This window comes from Streptomyces sp. NPDC018019 (assembly GCF_044327805.1).
In the GTDB taxonomy this organism is placed as follows: Bacteria; Actinomycetota; Actinomycetes; order Streptomycetales; family Streptomycetaceae; genus Streptomyces.
On the sequence record NZ_JBIRGD010000001.1, the window covers coordinates 267431 to 282576 of the forward strand.

The following is a 15146-nucleotide window of genomic DNA, read 5'->3' on the forward strand; positions in this document are numbered from 1 at the left end:
GCCTGCGGCCGGCCGGCGTCGGGTCCGGGGCGGCCGGGTTCGGGGGAAACGGGGGTGGACGGCATGACGAAGCGGCTCCAGACGGTGGTGGGGGCGTTGGCGCGGACGGTGCGGACGGTGGTGCGGACGGCGGGATGGGCGCGGCCGGGGCCGATCGTGCGGTGGGTGCGACCGGTGCAGCTGGTGAGGGTCGTGTGGCCGGTGCGGCTGGTGCCGCCCGTGCTGCGGCACATGCGGCCGGTCGTACGGTCAATGGCAGACGGCGAGCGCGTCGAGGGCGACGGCGCCCTGCCCGCGCGGCAGCACCATCAGCGGGTTGATGTCCAACTCGGCCAGCTCACCGCTCAGTTCCAGCGCCATCCGCTGTACCCGCAGCACGACCTCCACCAGCGCGTCCACATCCGCCGGCGGCGCGCCGCGTACGCCGTCCAGCAGCGCGCGGCCCCGCAGCTCGCCGAGCATCGCGCGGGCCCGGTCCTCGCCGAAGGGCGGCACGCCGACGGCGGTGTCCCGCAGCACCTCCACGAGCACCCCGCCCAGCCCGACGGTCACGGTCGGCCCGAAGAGGTCGTCCGGCGTGACGCCCACGACCATCTCCACCCCCCGCTCGACCATCTGGCAGACGAGCACCCCGTCCAGCTCGATGTCCTCGTAGCGGGCGATGTCGGCCAGCTCCCGATAGGTGTCCCGGACCTGACTCGCGGAGGTCAGTCCGGTGCGTACGAGCCCGAGTTCCGTCTTGTGCGCGAGCCGCGGCGCGGACGCCTTCAGGACGACGGGGTAGCCGACCAGGCCCGCGGCGCGCACGGCCGCCGCCGCGCTGGTCACCAGCTGCTCGCGCGGCACCCTTATCCCGTACGCGCGCAGCAGCTGCTTCGCCGCGTGCTCGCTGAGCTGCTGTCCCGGGCGCATCAGGTCCTGCGCCTTGCGCGCGGAGGGGGACGGGGTGCGCGGGGCGTCGTCGAAGGGGGAGCGGTAGGCGGCGGCGAAGCGATGGTGTTCGAGGTGCGCGCGGACGGCCGTCACACAGTTGGCGAACGTGCGGAACGTCGCCACCCGCCGCGACCCCAGCAGGATGCGCCGGTACGCGTCCTCGGTGCCGACCGGCGAGCCCCACACGACGCACACCAGCTTGTCCGTCCGTTCCGCCGCGTCCACGAGGTCCTGCGCCAGCTTGTCGCTCATCGGCGGGAACGGGCCGGTGATGGGGCAGACCAGTACGCCGACCGAGGGATCGGCCAGGATCGCGTCGATGATCTTCCGGCCGCGCCAGTCGCCCACCGGGTGCCCGCCGCTGTCCACCGGGTTGGCGACGCTGAGCTGGTCCGGGATCCACTGGTGCAGCTCGTCCTGCTTGGCGCGGCCGAGCGTGGGCAGCCGCAGCCCGGCGGCCGTCGCCAGGTCCGCGAAGTGGGCGCCGGTGCCCCCGGATATCGAATAGACGGCGACACCGTCGGCGGTGGGGGTGCGGGCGCGGGCGAGCAGGGCCGCGGTGTCCTGCAACTCGTCCAGCCCGGCCACCCGGATCACACCGAACTGCCGCATGGCCGCGTCCACCACCGCGTCGGCACCGGTCAGCTTGCCGGTGTGCGAGGCGGCGGTACGGGCCCCGGCGGCGGTGCGGCCGACCTTGACGGCGACGACCGGGACCTTGTTGCGGGCCGCGTGGTCGGCGGCGAGCAGGAAGCTGCGGCCGTCTTTGAAGCCCTCGATGTACGCGGCGATGGCCCCGACCTCGGGACGGGAGGCGAAATAGGAGAGGAAGTCGGCGGCCTCCAGGTCGGCCTCGTTGCCGGTCGGGGCCCAGTGGGAAAGCCGGATGCCCAGCTCCTGGAGGGAGAAGACCGGGCGGCCCTGGTGGCCTGACTGGGTGATCAGGGCGATGGCGGGACCGTCCAGGTCCGTGCGGAACGACTCGAAGGCGTTGAGGTTGGTGTTCGGGCCGAGCAGCCGGATGCCGGTGCGGGCGACGGCCTCGGCGAGCCGCTCCTGGGCGGCCGCGCCGGCCGCCCCGGTCTCGGCGAATCCGGCGGCGAAGGCCACCGCGAACCTGACCTTGGCGTCGGCCAGTTCCTCGATGAGCGGTGCCGGGTCCGCTACCAGCAGTACGGCGAGATCGACCTGCTCGGGCAGGTCGGAGACGGAGGTGTGACAGGGCAGGCCGAACACGCGGTCCCGGCCCGGGTTGACCGGGTGGAGGCGGGCGCCGACCCGCTCGGCCCACGCCAGCAGCTGCCGGGTGATTCCGGCGTTGGGACGTCCCTCGCTGTCGGAGGCGCCGACGACCGCCACCGACTCCGGCCGGAAGAACCGGTCCAGGTCGGGGACGGGGGCGTACAGCGGGCGCCCGCTGACGTCCAGGTCGGGCCCCGTACGGCCGGCGTGCGTGTCGCCGGGGTGCGGACCGCCGGCGTACGGTACGGCCGTGCCGTGCACGGCGTGCGGCGGTGTCGCCCCGCACGCCACCACGCGGGCCGGGCTGGAGTGAGTGGTGAGGGTGCCGTGAGTCGATCCAAGCATCGCTGACGCCCGCTCCCGTATGACGGCTGCCGATTCAACTGACGCTTCGTCAGATTAGGGCACCTGACCGTAAGTCAGGAATGGGTAGGCCCGCTAAACCCTGCGGCCGTGCGCGTCCGCATGTCCGCATGCCCGCATGCGCGCCGACTCGTCTGCCCGTCCGCCTGCCTGCCCGCCCGCACCGGGCCGCGAGCTGCGGGCCGCAACCCGTCACTGCCGCGCCCCCGCGGGTGCCGTTCCGCTCCTCCTCCGCGCTGCGGCGATGGTGCGGGCGATGCGGCGGGCGTCGATGCCCAGTTCGCGGAACATGCCGCTGATCGGGTTCGTGTAGCCCGTGAAGTGCAGGCCGGGGGCGGACGGCAGGGTGCGGGCACCGTGGACGCGCGGGCGCCCGCGGGCGTCGAGGAGGCCGAGGTGGCCGACGAGGGTGTCCAGGCCGCGCCGGTAGCCCGTGGCGGCGATGACGACGTCCGGTTCGATCACGTCGCCGTTCGCAAGCCGTACGGTGCTGCCGTCGAAGGACGCCACGGCCGCCACCGGCCGTACCGCTCCGCGCCGTACGGCGTCGATCAGCCCGACGTCCTGTACGGGGATCGCCCCCTCCAGCACCCGGCTGTACAGCCCGGTCTCCGGCATCGGCAGGCCGTGTGCCGACAGGTCCGGTACGGACAGCCGGCGCATCACACGGGCCGCCCGGTCCACCGCGCGCGGCGGCAGGTGGCGTACGAGGATGCCCGTCGCCTGGGCGGGCCACCCCGCCGTCGACCGGCGCACGATGTGCGGCGCGGTACGGATCGCCAGCCGCACCCGTGCCGCGCCGCCCTCCGCCAGGTCGACCGCGATCTCGGCACCGGTGTTGCCGGTTCCGACGACCAGGACGTCCTTGCCCGCGTACGGGCGCGCGTTGCGGTAGTCGGCGGCGTGCAGCAGTTCACCCGGGTAGCCGTCGCGGCCCGGCCAGTCGGGGAGGTGCGGGGTGTGGTTGTAGCCGGTCGCGATCACGACCGTACGGGCGGCCAGTACGCGCCCGCCGCTCGCGTGCAGGGCCCAACCGCCGCCCACCGAGCCATCAACCGCGCAATCCGCCGCGCAATCCGCCGCGCGGTCCACGCGCCGCACCTCGACGCCCGTGGCGACTTCCAGGCCGTGATGTTCGGCGTACCGCTCCAGGTAGCGCACCACGTCGTCCCGAGCGACCCACCGCCCGTACGCGCGCGGGATCGGCAGGCCCGGCAGGCCGGAGAGACGGCGCGTGGTGTGCAGTCGCAGACGGTCGTAATGGCCGCGCCAGGAAGCGCCCACCGCGTCGGCCTTTTCGAGGACGACGGCGCGGACGCCGTGTGCGCCCAGTGCGGCGGCGGTGGCCAGCCCGCCCGGTCCGCCACCGACGACGTACACGGGCGGGACGGCGACCGGCGGCGTACTGGAGGCAGAGGCGAATGCGGGGGCGGATGCGGAGGAGCTGGCGTGCGCTGCGGCGTCCGGCATGCCGGTGAGGGTAGCCGCGGACGGCCCGTGTGTCGCGATACGCGGCCCGGTCCGGGCCCGCCCTCTTGCGCCGCCCGGCCCGTCTCGGCTGGACTGACACTACGTCAGTTCGCGCGCAGTAGCGTCGAAGAGGTGATCCGGAGTGCAGCCCAAGTCCGTAGCCGGGGGCAGGCCACCGTCGCCGCCTCCCGCACCCCCCGCACCCGCCGCGCCACGGTTCGACCTGCCCGAGACCGACGCGTTCAGCCGCGTCTACTGGGAGGCGGCGGCCCAGGGGCGTCTGCTGTTGCGCCGCTGCCGTGCGGACGGCTGCGGCGCGGCGCATCACTACCCGCGCGAGTTCTGCCCGCATTGCTGGAGCGAAGACGTGGTGTGGGAGGAGGCGAGCGGCCGGGCCACGCTCTACACGTGGTCGGTGGTGCACCGGAACGACCTGCCGCCGTTCGATGAGCGCGTGCCGTACGTGGCCGCGGTCGTGGACCTGGCCGAAGGCCCGCGGATGATGACGGAGATCGTCGACTGCCCGGAGCCCGACCTGCGTATCGGGATGCCCCTACGGGTGCGGTTCCGGGACGCCGTCCCCGTCTTCCGCCCCGCCTGAGCGGGTCCCGACCGCCTGAGCCGGTTCCGCCCGATGCGCAAGGCCTCTCCGGCCTGCTTGTCCGGCCTACTTGGATTCGACCCGGCCGAGCGGTTCGGCATCGGCCGAAAGTGCAGCACACGCCGTCTGCCAGGCGGAGTCCCCGGGGTAGAGCCGGGTACGGAGGTAGGCCCAGGTGAGCCGCTGGACCGCGGCCACCCGCGCGGGGTCCTCGTCCGTGGTCTCGGCGACGTCGTAGCCGGAGACCCCGCCGAGTCCGTGCTCCGCGCCGAAGAGGGTGAGCAGCGACTTGGGGCCGGGGGAGAGGTGGTACGGATCGGCGTGCCAGTCCGGGCCGTTGACCGTCAGGTGGGTGGATTCGTCCTGGTCACCGGTGACCACGAGGGCGGGAGTGGTCATCTTCGAGAAGTCGGTGCTCAGGAGGAAGGGGAAGCTCTCGGCTGCGGTGGCGGTGAGTGCGTCCCCGCCCCGGCCGGTCGCGGCCAGCAGGACGCCCGCCGTGATCCGCGGCTCGGCCAGGTCCGCTTCCGTACCGTCGTCCGGGTCGGTGAGCCGGGCGCCCAGCAGCAGGCCGGCGGTGTGCCCGCCCATCGAGTGCCCGGCCACGGCGATCCTGTTCCGGTCCAGGCGTGCGGGGAGTTGCGGTACGGCGGCCTCGATCGCGTCGAGCTGGTCCAGGATGCACTGCATGTCCTCGGCGCGTGACCGCCAGAACAGCGGTGCCCCGGGAGTGTCGGGGGCCAGGTTCAGCGTCCTGGAGCTGAGGTGGGTCGGCTGGAGTACGACGAAGCCGTGTGCGGCCCAGTAGTTGGCGAGCGGGGCGTAGCCGTTCAGCGAGGAGAGGTGGTTCGAGTAGCCCTGACCGTGCGAGAGGAGGATGACCGGCAGGCCGTCGCCAGGCGCGTCCACGGTCGCGGGCGCCGAGACCCGTATCTGAAGGCCGACGGCCCGGCCGGGAGCGGGCAGCACCACGGGGCTGACCGAGAGGACGGGGGCGGGCGAGCCGAATTCGGCGGCTGGGGTGGTCGATTCGCTCATGGTGCGCGTGTCCCTTCATCGGCCTCGGACCCGCGGGGCCCGTTCGGGCGGGCGGTGGCGGGTGAGGCGGGCAGGCAGAAGTGTCCGGCGACGCCGAACACAAAGCGGAACGCTGTTCCGATTACGATACGGAACAGCGTTCCGCTTCGTCAACGACTCGCAGTGCCCCGGCGTCCTGCCCGCAGGCCGCCATCGCGGATATTCGCTGGCCCGCCCTCCCCGCGGCCCGTCATGCTGGCCCGCGTGCTGATCCGAGAAGCGACCGCCGCCGACTGGCCCGCCATCTGGCCGTTCTTCCGCGCCATCGTCGAGGCCGGCGAAACGTACAGCTATCCCCGTGACATGGACGAGCCGACGAGCCGGGCGATGTGGATGCTCGCCCCTCCGGCCCGCACGGTCGTCGCCGTGGACGACGCCGGTACGGTCCTGGGATCGGCGAAGATGAACGCCAACCACATGGGCGGCGCCGCGCACATCGCCAGTGCCTCCTTCATGGTCGACCCGGCCCACAGCGGCCGTGGCGTCGGCCGCACGCTCGGTGAGTACGCCGTGGACTGGGCCCGTACGACCGGCTTCCGCGCCATGCAGTTCAACGCGGTCGTCGAGACCAACACGCGCGCCGTCGCCCTCTGGAAGTCCCTCGGCTTCGAGGTCATGACGACGCTCCCCGAAGGCTTCCTGCACCCCGCCAAGGGCTACGTCGGCCTGCACATCATGTACCGGCAGCTCTGAGCGGCCCCGGCCCGGCCCCGCTGCGTCGGTACGCACGGCCGCGCCACCCCGGTCTACGGCCAGAGAAGCCCCCGCGTCCAGCCGTCGTCTTCCCGGCGGTACTGGAGCCGTACGTGCCGCCGCCGGGCGTCGCCCTGGAAGAACTCGACCTCGTCGGGGGCCAGGACGTACAGCGTCCAGCTGGGGACCGGCGCGTCCGGTTCGCGCCGGGCGTGTTCCCAGGCGGCTTCCGAGGCGCGTTCCAGTTCCGCGTACGAAGCGAGCTCGTCGCTCTGGCGGCCCACGAGGGCGGCGGCCAGGGCGCCCGTCGAGCGGCGGTGGAGGTCGGCCGCGCTCTCTTCGGGCCCCGCCTCGGTGACCGCTCCCCGGACGCGGACCTGGCGGCCGAGCGCCGGCCAGTAGAAGCCGAGGGCGGCACGCGGGCGGGCGGCGAGTTCGCGGCCCTTGCGGCTGCCGCGGTGGGTGGCGAAGTGCCAGCCGCGTGCGTCGGCGTCGTGGAGCATCACGGTGCGGACGTCGGGGTCACCGGACGCGCCGGCCGTCGCGAGCGTCATGGTGTGCGGCTCGGGCACGCCCGCCTCCGCGGCCTCCCGCAGCCACTGCCGGAAGAGCGGCAGCGGGTGGGCCGGGGCGTGCGCGGGATCGGGGTCGATGGCGGGCAGCTCGCAGTCCCAGACGCGCAGGGAGCGGAGGAGCGCGTGGAAGCGGGCGTCGGCGGCCGCGTCGGAGGCCGCGTCCGGGACCGCACCCGCGGCCGCGTTCGGGGCTGCTTCCGTGGGCCGGTTGTCTGCCGGTTGATCGACCATGCCCGGCAGCCTACTGAGCCCCGTCGGCCGTCGCGGTCAGCCCCCGTGCGCGGTGAGCGTGTAACCCTCGGGCCCCTCGAAGGAGAACTTCGGCCCGAAGGGGCTGTCCTCGATCGGGGAAAGGATCTTGACTCCGGCGGCGGTGAGCTGGTCGTGGAGCTGCTGCGCGTCCGAGGTCGGGAACCACAACACCACCCCCAGGCCGGGCCGGGTGGTCTCGGCGAGGTCCACGCCGGGGAGCGGCTCGCGTACGGCGAACGGCACCGGCCTGGTGTCGAACACGACCGCGTGCGGCGGCGATACGGCGGCCCGGCGCAGCCCCAGGTGCCGCTCGCAGAAAGCCGCCGCCGCTTCCAGGTCACGGACTTGCAGGGCGATGAAGCTGGGGCCGGCGAGGGTGGCGGACATGGGTGGCCTCAATCCTTCGGTCGTTTCACGGGAAACCAGGAATTCTCGCCAGGGCCCGTGTCAGGACCTTGACATCAAGGAGGCTAGGCCCGCCCTGCCTCTATGTCAATGTGCTGACATGGCGGTCCAGGTGGGCGGCGTACGGCTTGAGGGTGATGGCGTTGGCGCCGCGCTGCACGTCCTCGGCGAGCTTCCTGGCGACCAGGTTCTTCCACGGCATGTGCGGCAGCGCCCGCAGTATCAGATGCCGGAAGCGGATCGCCCGTAAGGTGCCGGGCAGCATCTGCGCCACGAAGCCCCCGGCCATCCGCTGGTTCTCCGTGACGTACGGGCGCATCTCGCCCTCGTAGCGCGCGAAGGCGGTGCGCGGGTCGCCGCCCGCCGTCGCGAGCTCCCCGGCGAGTACGTACGCGCCCACCAGTGCCATCCCCGTGCCCTGCCCCGACGCGGGGGACGCGCAGTGCGCGGCGTCGCCCAGCAGCACCACGCGCCCCCGTGACCAGCGGTCCATCTCGATCAGGTGCAGCCCGTCGAAGTAGAAGTCGTCGGCCGTACGGGAGGCTTCGAGCAGCCGCGGCACCTGCCAGCCGACGCCCTCGAACGCGTCCGCCAGCAGCTGCCGCTGCGCGTCCGCGTCGCGGTGGTCGTAGTCCAGCCGGGGCGAACGGAAGGTGAGCCACGCCTTGGTGCCGGTGTCACCGGCCGCGCTGTAGGCGCACACGAGCCGTCCGGGTGCCAGGTGGTACAACTCCTCGCGCGCTGCCACTAGTTCGCCGGGCACGCTGAAAGAGGATATGTACGCGCCGATGTGGCGCACATAGCGGGACTCGTCGCCGAAGGCGAGGCGGCGGACGGCCGAGTGCAGGCCGTCCGCGCCGACGACGAGGTCGAAACGGCGCGGCGCCCCGCGTTCGAAGGTGACGTCCACCCCCGCGCCGTCGTCCGCGAGCGAGGCTATGGAGTCGCCGAAGACGTACTCCACGTCGTGCCGCGTGCGCGCGCACAGGATGCGGACCAGTTCGCCGCGCATGATCTCGTCGTCGCCGTCCACCCGGGCGCCGAAGATGTCGGCGGGCAGCGTGGCGACACGCCGCCCGTCGTCGTTCACGTATGCGCCGGTCCGCATGTCCGTACTCGCGCGCCGGATTTCCGGCAGTACGCCCATCCGCTCCGCGGCCTCGATCGCGACGCCGCGGAGGTCCACCTTGTAGCCGCCGCTACGGAGGGCGGGGGCGCGCTCCACGACGGTTACGGCGTAGCCGTGGCGGTTGAGCCAGTAGGCGAGTGCGGGGCCGGCGATGCCGGCGCCGGAGATGAGGGCCTGGGGGCGGTGGGTCCTGGAGATCATGCCGCGACTATACGGGTGTATTATACGCCCGTCTATGACAGGTGTATGGATTCCCGCTGCTCACGGTGCGTGAAGGGCTTGGTCGAGCCTGCGGCCCCGGCTGTCGGCCACGCGTACGGCGTCGCTCAGCGACTCGGTGAGCCGGTTGGTGATGAACAGCAGCTCGTTGGGGGCGGGTGGTTCGGGCCGGTTCAGCAGCTCGCGCGAGTGGTCCAACACCTCGGTGGCGGTGCACAGTTGCAACTCCTCCAGCCCGTCGGCGAGGTCGGACACGAAGCCCCGGCCTTCCCCGATGACGTAACAGGGCTTGCCGTCCGGGCTGGCCCAGGGGAGGAGGCGGGGTTCTTGGGGGTGGTCTTTCGGGTTCATGGCATCAATGGTCGGCTCGTGTGCGTAGCGTCACCAGGAGAAAGAGGCTCACAGGAGGGTTGTGGGGAGGAGTTGGTCGCCGTGATGGGGCGTATTCAGCCATCGGCCGCGCGGTTGCACGTCGGTGGGCTCATCAAGGATTGCCGTCAGCGCGCCTGCATGACGCAGAGGGAGTTGGCCAAGGAGACGCACGTATCGGAGTCACTGGAAGGTGCGTACGAGCGGGGAGAGCGCATTCCGAGCGCAGGGTTCCTGATCGATGCGGATCGTCACACCGGTGCCGGTGGGGTCCTGACGACGTGCGTGGATCTGATGGAGCAGGAGCCCAGCCGGGATCAGTACCTGGAGTGGCGATTGCTGGAGGCGGAGGCGCTGAGCATCGGGGGTTACCCTGGCCCGGTGTTGCCCGGATTGCTGCAATCCCCGGACTACGTGCGTGCCCTGTACCGGTGTCGGGTCCCGGCTTTCACCGAAGAAGAGGTCGACCACCTGGTGAGCAAGCGGCTGGAGAGGCAGCCTCTGCTCTTTCGGAAGCCGGCCCCGACGATGAGCTTTGTGGTTGAGCAGGTGGCGCTTGAGCGGCCGGTGGGCGGGAAGGCTGTGCTCAAGCAGGCGCTTCGGCATGTCCTGGAGACGGTGAGCAGCTTGGTCCACGTCTCAGTGCAAGTGATGCCGACCTGCGTGGAATGGCACGCTGGCCTTGGGGGATCGCTGAATTTGCTCTCCTCGCCAGATGGGCGCTGGAGCGTCTACCTCGATAGCGAGGTGAGGAGTAGGTTGCTCACCAAGCCGGTCGAAGTCACACGGTACGCAGAGCACTACGGCGCCATCCGGGCCCAAGCCCTTTCCCCCCAGAAGTCCCTGGACCTGATCGAAAGGCTGGCAGGTGAATGACATACGTCGAACTGGCCTGGAGCAAGAGCAGCTACAGCAGCGAACAGTCCGCTGACAATAATTGCGTCGAGGTTGCCGCAACCCCTACCACCGTCCACATACGCGACTCCAAGAACAAAACCGGCCCGGCGCTCGCCGTACCCCCCACCGCCTGGGCGGAGTTCCTCCGCCTCATCGCGTAGGGCTGGAACTGACGTACTCGGTGACGCGTTCGTTCATGGCCTTCAGGTGCTCGTCCCACGAGTAGATGCGCCGCATGTCGTAGCCGCCCGTGTCCACCGGCTCCCAGACGATCACGTCGCGGCCCGACAGTTCGACCGAGCGGGCGCGGTTCGAGACGGCGAGGATCTGGGTGACCACGCCGTCCTTGACGGTGAAGGCCCACAGGGACACCCAGCTGCCGCCCGTCTCGGTGGCCAGCAGCATGTCGTCCTTGCCGTCACCGTTCAGGTCCCGGTAGCGGGGGGCCTGTACGGCGCACGGCCGCTGCCCGACGGACCGGCACTCCTTGATCTTCTTCACCGTGTCGTCCGAGGCGTCCAGGGGACCGGCCGCGGCACGCGCGATGGTGAGCGGCGCGACCGCGTGGATGTCGCCGGACGGGACGCGCGGCAACGCCCGCAGCGGAGTCGGCTTGCCGGCCGAGTTGGGCGGCCCCAAGGGTTCCGGGGGCTTGCTGCCGGCCCACAACCGTTCGGGAGCGCTGGCGGGCCGCGTGTGCCCGGCGCTCTCCGGTTCGCCCGTACCGGCGCACCCGCCCAGCAGGCAGGTGGCTGCCAGCCAGGCCGCGAGGGCCGACGTCAGCACCCGGACGCGCCTCATGTCGAGCGGCGGCGAGCAGGGCATCGGCACGTCATTTCCGGTCGGGCCTGGCGGTAGGTGGCGGATGACCACACCGCACATGATGTTGTCCGCCCTCTATTGCGGCAATTCGGCAGCGGCGTAACGGGATGCCGTAGACGAAGGCGCGGTGTTGTTACGGAGGCCGAGCAGAAGCAGGCCCATGTAGGACGCGACCTGTCCTCGATGGCGCCTAGCGTCGTACGTACCGGGTCAGCGCGGCCGGCCGGCCGCCCCGTAGCGCGAGGAGCACGTCATGAGTCGTGTCACCGGCAATCAGCCCGAGGGAACGCCCACCTGGATCGAGCTGGCCGTTCCGGACCTGGACCGCGCCATGGACTTCTACGGGGCGTTGTTCGGCTGGACGTACGAGACGGGGACGACGGGGGCGGCCGACGCGGCGCAGCCCGCGGCGCAGCGGCGGTACGCCGTCGGACTGGTGGACGGGCGGCGCGCCGCGGGGCTCATGGAGTGGCCGGACGCGGCGGGCGGCGCGTGGACGATGTACCTGGCGACCGACGACTGCGACGGCACGGCCAAGCGGGTCGCCGACGCGGGCGGCCGGGTGCTGTGGGGGCCCACGGACCTCCGTGACCTCGGGCGGGCCGCGATCGCCGAGGACACCGTGGGCGCCCGGTTCGGGCTCTGGCAGGGCCGCGCCCGCCTCGGCTGCGAGGTCGTCAACGAGCCCAACTCCCTCGTACGCAACGACCTGATCGCGCCGGACGCCGCCCCGGCCCGCGCCTTCTACGCGGCGGTCTTCGGCTACACGCTGGACACCAACCCGGACATGCCGGACGCCGACTTCACGTTCCTGCGCCGCCCGGACGGGCACGAGATCGGCGGGATCGTGGGCGATCCGGCCGCGGGGGCGGCGGGCTGGGGGACGCTGTTCGAGGTCGCGGACACGGACGCGGCGGTGGCGCGGGCGGTCGCGGCGGGCGGTACGGCGTCCGAGCCGGAGGACAACAAGTACGCGCGCCAGGCGCGGATCACCGACCCGTTCGGCACCGAGTTCGAGATCGGGGCGCGGCCGACGGCGTGAGCCCGTAACGGGACAGGCGATACGGGACGCGCGGCGCAGGCTTACGCGGCGCAGGCTCACGCAGCACCGCACCGCACCCCACCGCATGCCCGCCGCGCGCTACGTCAGCGCCTCGCGCGTCCACGCCGTCAGGCCCGCCACGAAGCCCGCCCGCTCGGTGGGCGAGAGCGTGTCGAGGGCGCGGAGCAGCGGCTCCGAGCGGGTCGCGATGAAGCGTTCTACCGCGGGGCGGTGGTGCGCCGAGAGGGAGACGAGGATCCGGCGGCGGTTGGCCGGGTCCTCGTTGCGTTCCACGATCCCGGCCCGGTTCAGGGCGCCGACCAGTTCGGACGCGGTCGGCAGGGAGACCCGCAGCCGCCGGGCCAGTTCGCCGACGGTCAGCGCGCTCGCGAGGAGCTGCGGCAGCACGGCGCCGTGCCGCGGGGTGAGGTTGTGCGCCGTCATCGCGCCGAGGAGGGGTTCCGGCATGGCGCCCTGGACGAGGCCCTTGCGGAAGTACGGGGCGAGCAGCGGGAGCAGCCCGATGACCTCGACTTCTTCGGGGGTCGGTACCCGTACGGATTCGGGGGTCGGTACCCGTACGGAGGGCCCGGCGGTTCCGTCCTGGGGAGCGTGCGGCATACTGCGAGTCTAGATGGTTCGGATTTCCAAACTGTTTGTACCGGACGGCTGTGGGGCCCGAACCGTTGCTGTGCCGAACTGCCGGATTACCGGCTGTTCGGATCGCGACCTCCGGAAGGAGCCGACGCATGCCGGCGATCAGCTATCACGACGCGGTCAACGAAGCCCTGGAGCGCATGGACGACCTGGGGTACGAGCGAGGCGCCGGGGTGGACCTGGCCAACCACGGGCCGATGGGCGCCGAGGCCCTGGCGGTGCTCGGGCACGAGGGGGAGGTGGCCGGCTGGGTGGAGCGCTACCGGGTCGCGATGCCCCACCACGAGCCGCCGGCCGCCCGGTTCGCCCTCGACCCCGAGGACGAGAGTTCCTGGCGGGCGGCGCTCGGCGCGTTCGACCGGGCCGGGGACTGGGAGGCGCTGTTCGTACGGGAACTGGCCGAAGCGCCCTGGCGCGAGGTGCTCGCCCGCTGGTGGCCGCGCCTGCTGCCGGGGCTCTTCGCCGGGCTGACGCACGGGCTGATCCGTACGGCCCACGCGGTACGCGCCCTGTACGGCGCGGCCGACGGCGAGCCCACGCGGCTCCAACTCACCGAACTGGCGCGAGGACTGGCGTACTGGGCGGCCCGCTACACCGCCCTCCCGGGGCAGGCGCGGCTGCGCGGCTCGTACGACCTGGCGGGGGCGATCGCGGCGCTGCCGCGCGTACCGGGCGACGATGGGCCGATGAACCCGGGCGTCGCCCGTGACCGGCTCGCGCGCCTCGCCGAACTCCCCGGGTACGGCGAAGCGCTGGACGCGCTGGCCGTCGAGCACGCGCCGTACCTGCTGAGCGAGATGACGGCCCAGTTCTCCGACGTGTACCTGAGCCACGACGAGGTCTTCCCGGTGCCGCTGATCCACGGCGTCACCGCGCCCGCCGCCGCCCGGCTCGTACTGCCGCACCTGCCCGCCGACCAGTACGAACCGACGCTGGCCGCGCTCTGGCAGGTGCACACCGCGCTGCTCCTCGCCTTCACGACGAGCCGGCGCGGGGAGGGCACGGGGGCCTGGCGCGGCGAACTGCCCGACGACCTGCCGTCGTTGGACGAACTGGGCGCGCGGGCCGTCGAGCACGGCGACGAACACGTGCTGAAGTTCACCGAGGCGTGCCGCCGGGAGTACGCGCTGCGGCCCGACCCGCGGTTCCGGGCGGCGGTGCTGGCGGCGCAGCGGCGGATCGTGCCGCTGGGAGGCTGATAGGGAAGGGGGCGGGGAGCCCGGCCGTCCGGGCGCCCCGCCACCGGTTACTCGGCTCCGTCTACTCGTCGGATTCAGCCGCGCTCGGCGGTGGTGCGGCGGCGGCCGGCGATCACCAGGCCCGCACCGGCGGTGACCGCTACGGCGGCGCCGCCCACGGCCCACGGGGTGACGGGGCTGACACCGGTGGCCGCCAGGGCGGTGCCGTGCCCGGCGGACGCCACGGTGTTGCCGGACTCAGCGCCGGTACGGGCGTCGGCGGCGGGCGTCACGCTCGTGCCGCCGTTCTTGTCGCCGCCGGTGGCGGACTCGCCCTTGCCCGCTTCCTTCGAGACCTCGTCCTCAGCCGCCTTGTCCTTGGCGGCCTTGTCATTAGCAGCCTTCTCCCGGGCCTCCTTGGCGGCCTTCTCCCTTTCGGCCTTCCCCTCTTCGGCCTTCTTCTTGTCGGCGTCGTCCTTGGCACGGGCCTCGAACTGGCCGACTTCGAGGAAGTGCTGGATGACGGCGGCGTCATGGCTGCGGAGCGCCTCCTTGGCGGCTTCCCGCACCGCCGGGCCCCCGATGCTGAGGATCTGCATCGTGCGCAGACGGTTGTCCGCGAACCGAACCCGGGGCAGATCCTCCTTCAGGAACCGCTCCCGGTCCTCCGGCGACCCGTCGAGCACCTTGTTGACGGCCCTCTCCATGACCGAACCGGTCTTCTTGTCCGCCAGAATCCGCAGAAGCGCCACGCGATTGTCCTCGTCCCGCGCCACGTACTGCCCCGTCTCCAGGAACCGGCGCACGTCCTCCGCCGTACCGTCGAGCGCTTCCTCGGCCGCCTCGCGGAGACCGCGGCCGGCATTCTTGTCGGAGGCGATCTGCGAGACCTTGATCCGGTCCTCGACCACGGACCGGTCGTCCTGCTTCTTCGCGGCCCCGTCCGGCTTCGCCTCCACGCCCTGGTCCGGCACCGACTTGGCCGCGGCCGGCGCCTCAGCGGCAACCGCCGGAGACGAGAACAACACAGTCGGCGCAACAGCGGCAGCCGCGAGGAAGGCCGTGAGACGGGCCTGCTTCTTCATACGCTCACACTCAATTTCCGATAATGACCAAATAACAACCGCTACAGGGTAGGACGCGTTGATCTGGTCTTTACGTTCGGGGTTTGCTGGGCCCGCCCCTCGAAAATTCCGGGCGGTGGCCGCCCCCGGCCGTAACT

16 protein-coding genes are annotated in these 15146 nt (G+C 72.2%); 6 read left to right on the plus strand and 10 right to left on the minus strand.

Annotated features, from left to right (window positions below; genetic code table 11):
- Positions 1–249 precede the first annotated feature (249 nt).
- Positions 250–2520 (minus strand): acetate--CoA ligase family protein, encoded by a 2271-nt coding sequence (locus ACH4FX_RS01305; RefSeq protein WP_398474114.1) that lies wholly within the window; start codon positions 2518–2520, stop codon positions 250–252.
- Between the two features lie 210 nt (positions 2521–2730).
- Positions 2731–4008 (minus strand): flavin-containing monooxygenase, encoded by a 1278-nt coding sequence (locus tag ACH4FX_RS01310; protein WP_398474115.1) that lies wholly within the window; start codon positions 4006–4008, stop codon positions 2731–2733.
- A 223-nt stretch (positions 4009–4231) separates the two neighbouring features.
- Here ACH4FX_RS01310 and ACH4FX_RS01315 point away from each other — a divergent pair, with 223 nt between their 5' ends.
- Positions 4232–4609, plus strand: a complete 378-nt coding sequence (locus ACH4FX_RS01315; RefSeq protein ID WP_398474593.1) for a Zn-ribbon domain-containing OB-fold protein — start codon at positions 4232–4234, stop codon at positions 4607–4609.
- Positions 4610–4675: 66 nt separating this feature from the next.
- On the opposite strand, the gene ACH4FX_RS01320 is transcribed toward ACH4FX_RS01315, so the two are convergent.
- A complete protein-coding gene (locus ACH4FX_RS01320; RefSeq protein WP_398474116.1) occupies positions 4676–5647 on the minus strand; it encodes an alpha/beta hydrolase family protein in 972 nt (323 codons plus the stop codon).
- A 231-nt stretch (positions 5648–5878) separates the two neighbouring features.
- On the opposite strand from ACH4FX_RS01320, the gene ACH4FX_RS01325 reads away from it, so the two are divergent.
- On the plus strand, positions 5879–6379 hold the full coding sequence (locus tag ACH4FX_RS01325; RefSeq protein ID WP_398474117.1) for a GNAT family N-acetyltransferase: 501 nt from the start codon (positions 5879–5881) through the stop codon (positions 6377–6379).
- Positions 6380–6432: 53 nt separating this feature from the next.
- Here the strand turns inward: ACH4FX_RS01325 and ACH4FX_RS01330 are convergent, their stop codons facing one another.
- The 4 genes from ACH4FX_RS01330 to ACH4FX_RS01345 form a co-directional block, all read right to left on the minus strand.
- A complete protein-coding gene (locus ACH4FX_RS01330; RefSeq protein WP_398474118.1) occupies positions 6433–7185 on the minus strand; it encodes a pyridoxal 5'-phosphate synthase in 753 nt (250 codons plus the stop codon).
- 36 nt (positions 7186–7221) lie between these two features.
- Positions 7222–7593: a VOC family protein gene (locus ACH4FX_RS01335; protein WP_398474119.1), complete on the minus strand. Its 372-nt coding sequence runs from the start codon at positions 7591–7593 to the stop codon at positions 7222–7224.
- A 100-nt stretch (positions 7594–7693) separates the two neighbouring features.
- Positions 7694–8941, minus strand: coding sequence for an FAD-dependent monooxygenase (locus ACH4FX_RS01340; RefSeq protein WP_398474120.1), 1248 nt, complete (start codon positions 8939–8941; stop codon positions 7694–7696).
- A gap of 60 nt (positions 8942–9001) precedes the next feature.
- Complete coding sequence (locus tag ACH4FX_RS01345) at positions 9002–9310, minus strand: hypothetical protein (protein ID WP_398474121.1); 309 nt, start codon at positions 9308–9310, stop codon at positions 9002–9004.
- 84 nt (positions 9311–9394) lie between these two features.
- Between ACH4FX_RS01345 and ACH4FX_RS01350 the strand changes: the two genes are divergently transcribed.
- Together ACH4FX_RS01350 and ACH4FX_RS01355 are read left to right on the plus strand one after the other, a co-directional pair.
- Complete coding sequence (locus tag ACH4FX_RS01350) at positions 9395–10204, plus strand: Scr1 family TA system antitoxin-like transcriptional regulator (protein ID WP_398474122.1); 810 nt, start codon at positions 9395–9397, stop codon at positions 10202–10204.
- Complete coding sequence (locus ACH4FX_RS01355) at positions 10201–10386, plus strand: DUF397 domain-containing protein (RefSeq protein ID WP_398474123.1); 186 nt, start codon at positions 10201–10203, stop codon at positions 10384–10386. The genes ACH4FX_RS01350 and ACH4FX_RS01355 overlap by 4 nt, the downstream gene beginning before the upstream one ends.
- Here the strand turns inward: ACH4FX_RS01355 and ACH4FX_RS01360 are convergent.
- Positions 10376–11050, minus strand: coding sequence for a hypothetical protein (locus ACH4FX_RS01360; RefSeq protein WP_398474124.1), 675 nt, complete (start codon positions 11048–11050; stop codon positions 10376–10378). The two genes, ACH4FX_RS01355 and ACH4FX_RS01360, sit on opposite strands and share 11 nt — an antisense overlap.
- A gap of 250 nt (positions 11051–11300) precedes the next feature.
- Between ACH4FX_RS01360 and ACH4FX_RS01365 the strand changes: the two genes are divergently transcribed.
- Positions 11301–12089 (plus strand): VOC family protein, encoded by a 789-nt coding sequence (locus tag ACH4FX_RS01365; RefSeq protein ID WP_398474125.1) that lies wholly within the window; start codon positions 11301–11303, stop codon positions 12087–12089.
- Positions 12090–12188: 99 nt separating this feature from the next.
- Here the strand turns inward: ACH4FX_RS01365 and ACH4FX_RS01370 are convergent, their stop codons facing one another.
- The gene (locus ACH4FX_RS01370; protein ID WP_398474126.1) at positions 12189–12710 is read right to left on the minus strand and encodes a MarR family winged helix-turn-helix transcriptional regulator; all 522 of its coding nucleotides are present in this window, start codon (positions 12708–12710) and stop codon (positions 12189–12191) included.
- A gap of 128 nt (positions 12711–12838) precedes the next feature.
- On the opposite strand from ACH4FX_RS01370, the gene ACH4FX_RS01375 reads away from it, so the two are divergent.
- Entirely contained in the window at positions 12839–13945 is a 1107-nt protein-coding gene (locus ACH4FX_RS01375; RefSeq protein ID WP_398474127.1) for a hypothetical protein, read from the plus strand.
- A gap of 74 nt (positions 13946–14019) precedes the next feature.
- Here ACH4FX_RS01375 and ACH4FX_RS01380 read toward each other — a convergent pair whose 3' ends face one another.
- Complete coding sequence (locus tag ACH4FX_RS01380) at positions 14020–15009, minus strand: ALF repeat-containing protein (protein ID WP_398474128.1); 990 nt, start codon at positions 15007–15009, stop codon at positions 14020–14022.
- Positions 15010–15146 lie beyond the last annotated feature (137 nt).

What these genes read in the sequence shown, in the direction of transcription:
- ACH4FX_RS01350 (WP_398474122.1), top strand. Translation starts at nt 9,395, where the DNA reads ATGGGGCGTATTCAGCCATCGGCCGCGCGGTTGCACGTCGGTGGGCTC.
- ACH4FX_RS01305 (WP_398474114.1), bottom strand. Translation starts at nt 2,520, where the DNA reads ATGCTTGGATCGACTCACGGCACCCTCACCACTCACTCCAGCCCGGCC.
- ACH4FX_RS01330 (WP_398474118.1), bottom strand. Translation starts at nt 7,185, where the DNA reads ATGGTCGATCAACCGGCAGACAACCGGCCCACGGAAGCAGCCCCGAAC.
- ACH4FX_RS01320 (WP_398474116.1), bottom strand. Translation starts at nt 5,647, where the DNA reads ATGAGCGAATCGACCACCCCAGCCGCCGAATTCGGCTCGCCCGCCCCC.
- ACH4FX_RS01380 (WP_398474128.1), bottom strand. Translation starts at nt 15,009, where the DNA reads ATGAAGAAGCAGGCCCGTCTCACGGCCTTCCTCGCGGCTGCCGCTGTT.
- ACH4FX_RS01375 (WP_398474127.1), top strand. Translation starts at nt 12,839, where the DNA reads ATGCCGGCGATCAGCTATCACGACGCGGTCAACGAAGCCCTGGAGCGC.
- ACH4FX_RS01340 (WP_398474120.1), bottom strand. Translation starts at nt 8,941, where the DNA reads ATGATCTCCAGGACCCACCGCCCCCAGGCCCTCATCTCCGGCGCCGGC.
- ACH4FX_RS01360 (WP_398474124.1), bottom strand. Translation starts at nt 11,050, where the DNA reads ATGCCCTGCTCGCCGCCGCTCGACATGAGGCGCGTCCGGGTGCTGACG.
- ACH4FX_RS01335 (WP_398474119.1), bottom strand. Translation starts at nt 7,593, where the DNA reads ATGTCCGCCACCCTCGCCGGCCCCAGCTTCATCGCCCTGCAAGTCCGT.
- ACH4FX_RS01370 (WP_398474126.1), bottom strand. Translation starts at nt 12,710, where the DNA reads ATGCCGCACGCTCCCCAGGACGGAACCGCCGGGCCCTCCGTACGGGTA.
- ACH4FX_RS01310 (WP_398474115.1), bottom strand. Translation starts at nt 4,008, where the DNA reads ATGCCGGACGCCGCAGCGCACGCCAGCTCCTCCGCATCCGCCCCCGCA.
- ACH4FX_RS01325 (WP_398474117.1), top strand. Translation starts at nt 5,879, where the DNA reads ATGCTGGCCCGCGTGCTGATCCGAGAAGCGACCGCCGCCGACTGGCCC.
- ACH4FX_RS01365 (WP_398474125.1), top strand. Translation starts at nt 11,301, where the DNA reads ATGAGTCGTGTCACCGGCAATCAGCCCGAGGGAACGCCCACCTGGATC.
- ACH4FX_RS01355 (WP_398474123.1), top strand. Translation starts at nt 10,201, where the DNA reads ATGACATACGTCGAACTGGCCTGGAGCAAGAGCAGCTACAGCAGCGAA.
- ACH4FX_RS01345 (WP_398474121.1), bottom strand. Translation starts at nt 9,310, where the DNA reads ATGAACCCGAAAGACCACCCCCAAGAACCCCGCCTCCTCCCCTGGGCC.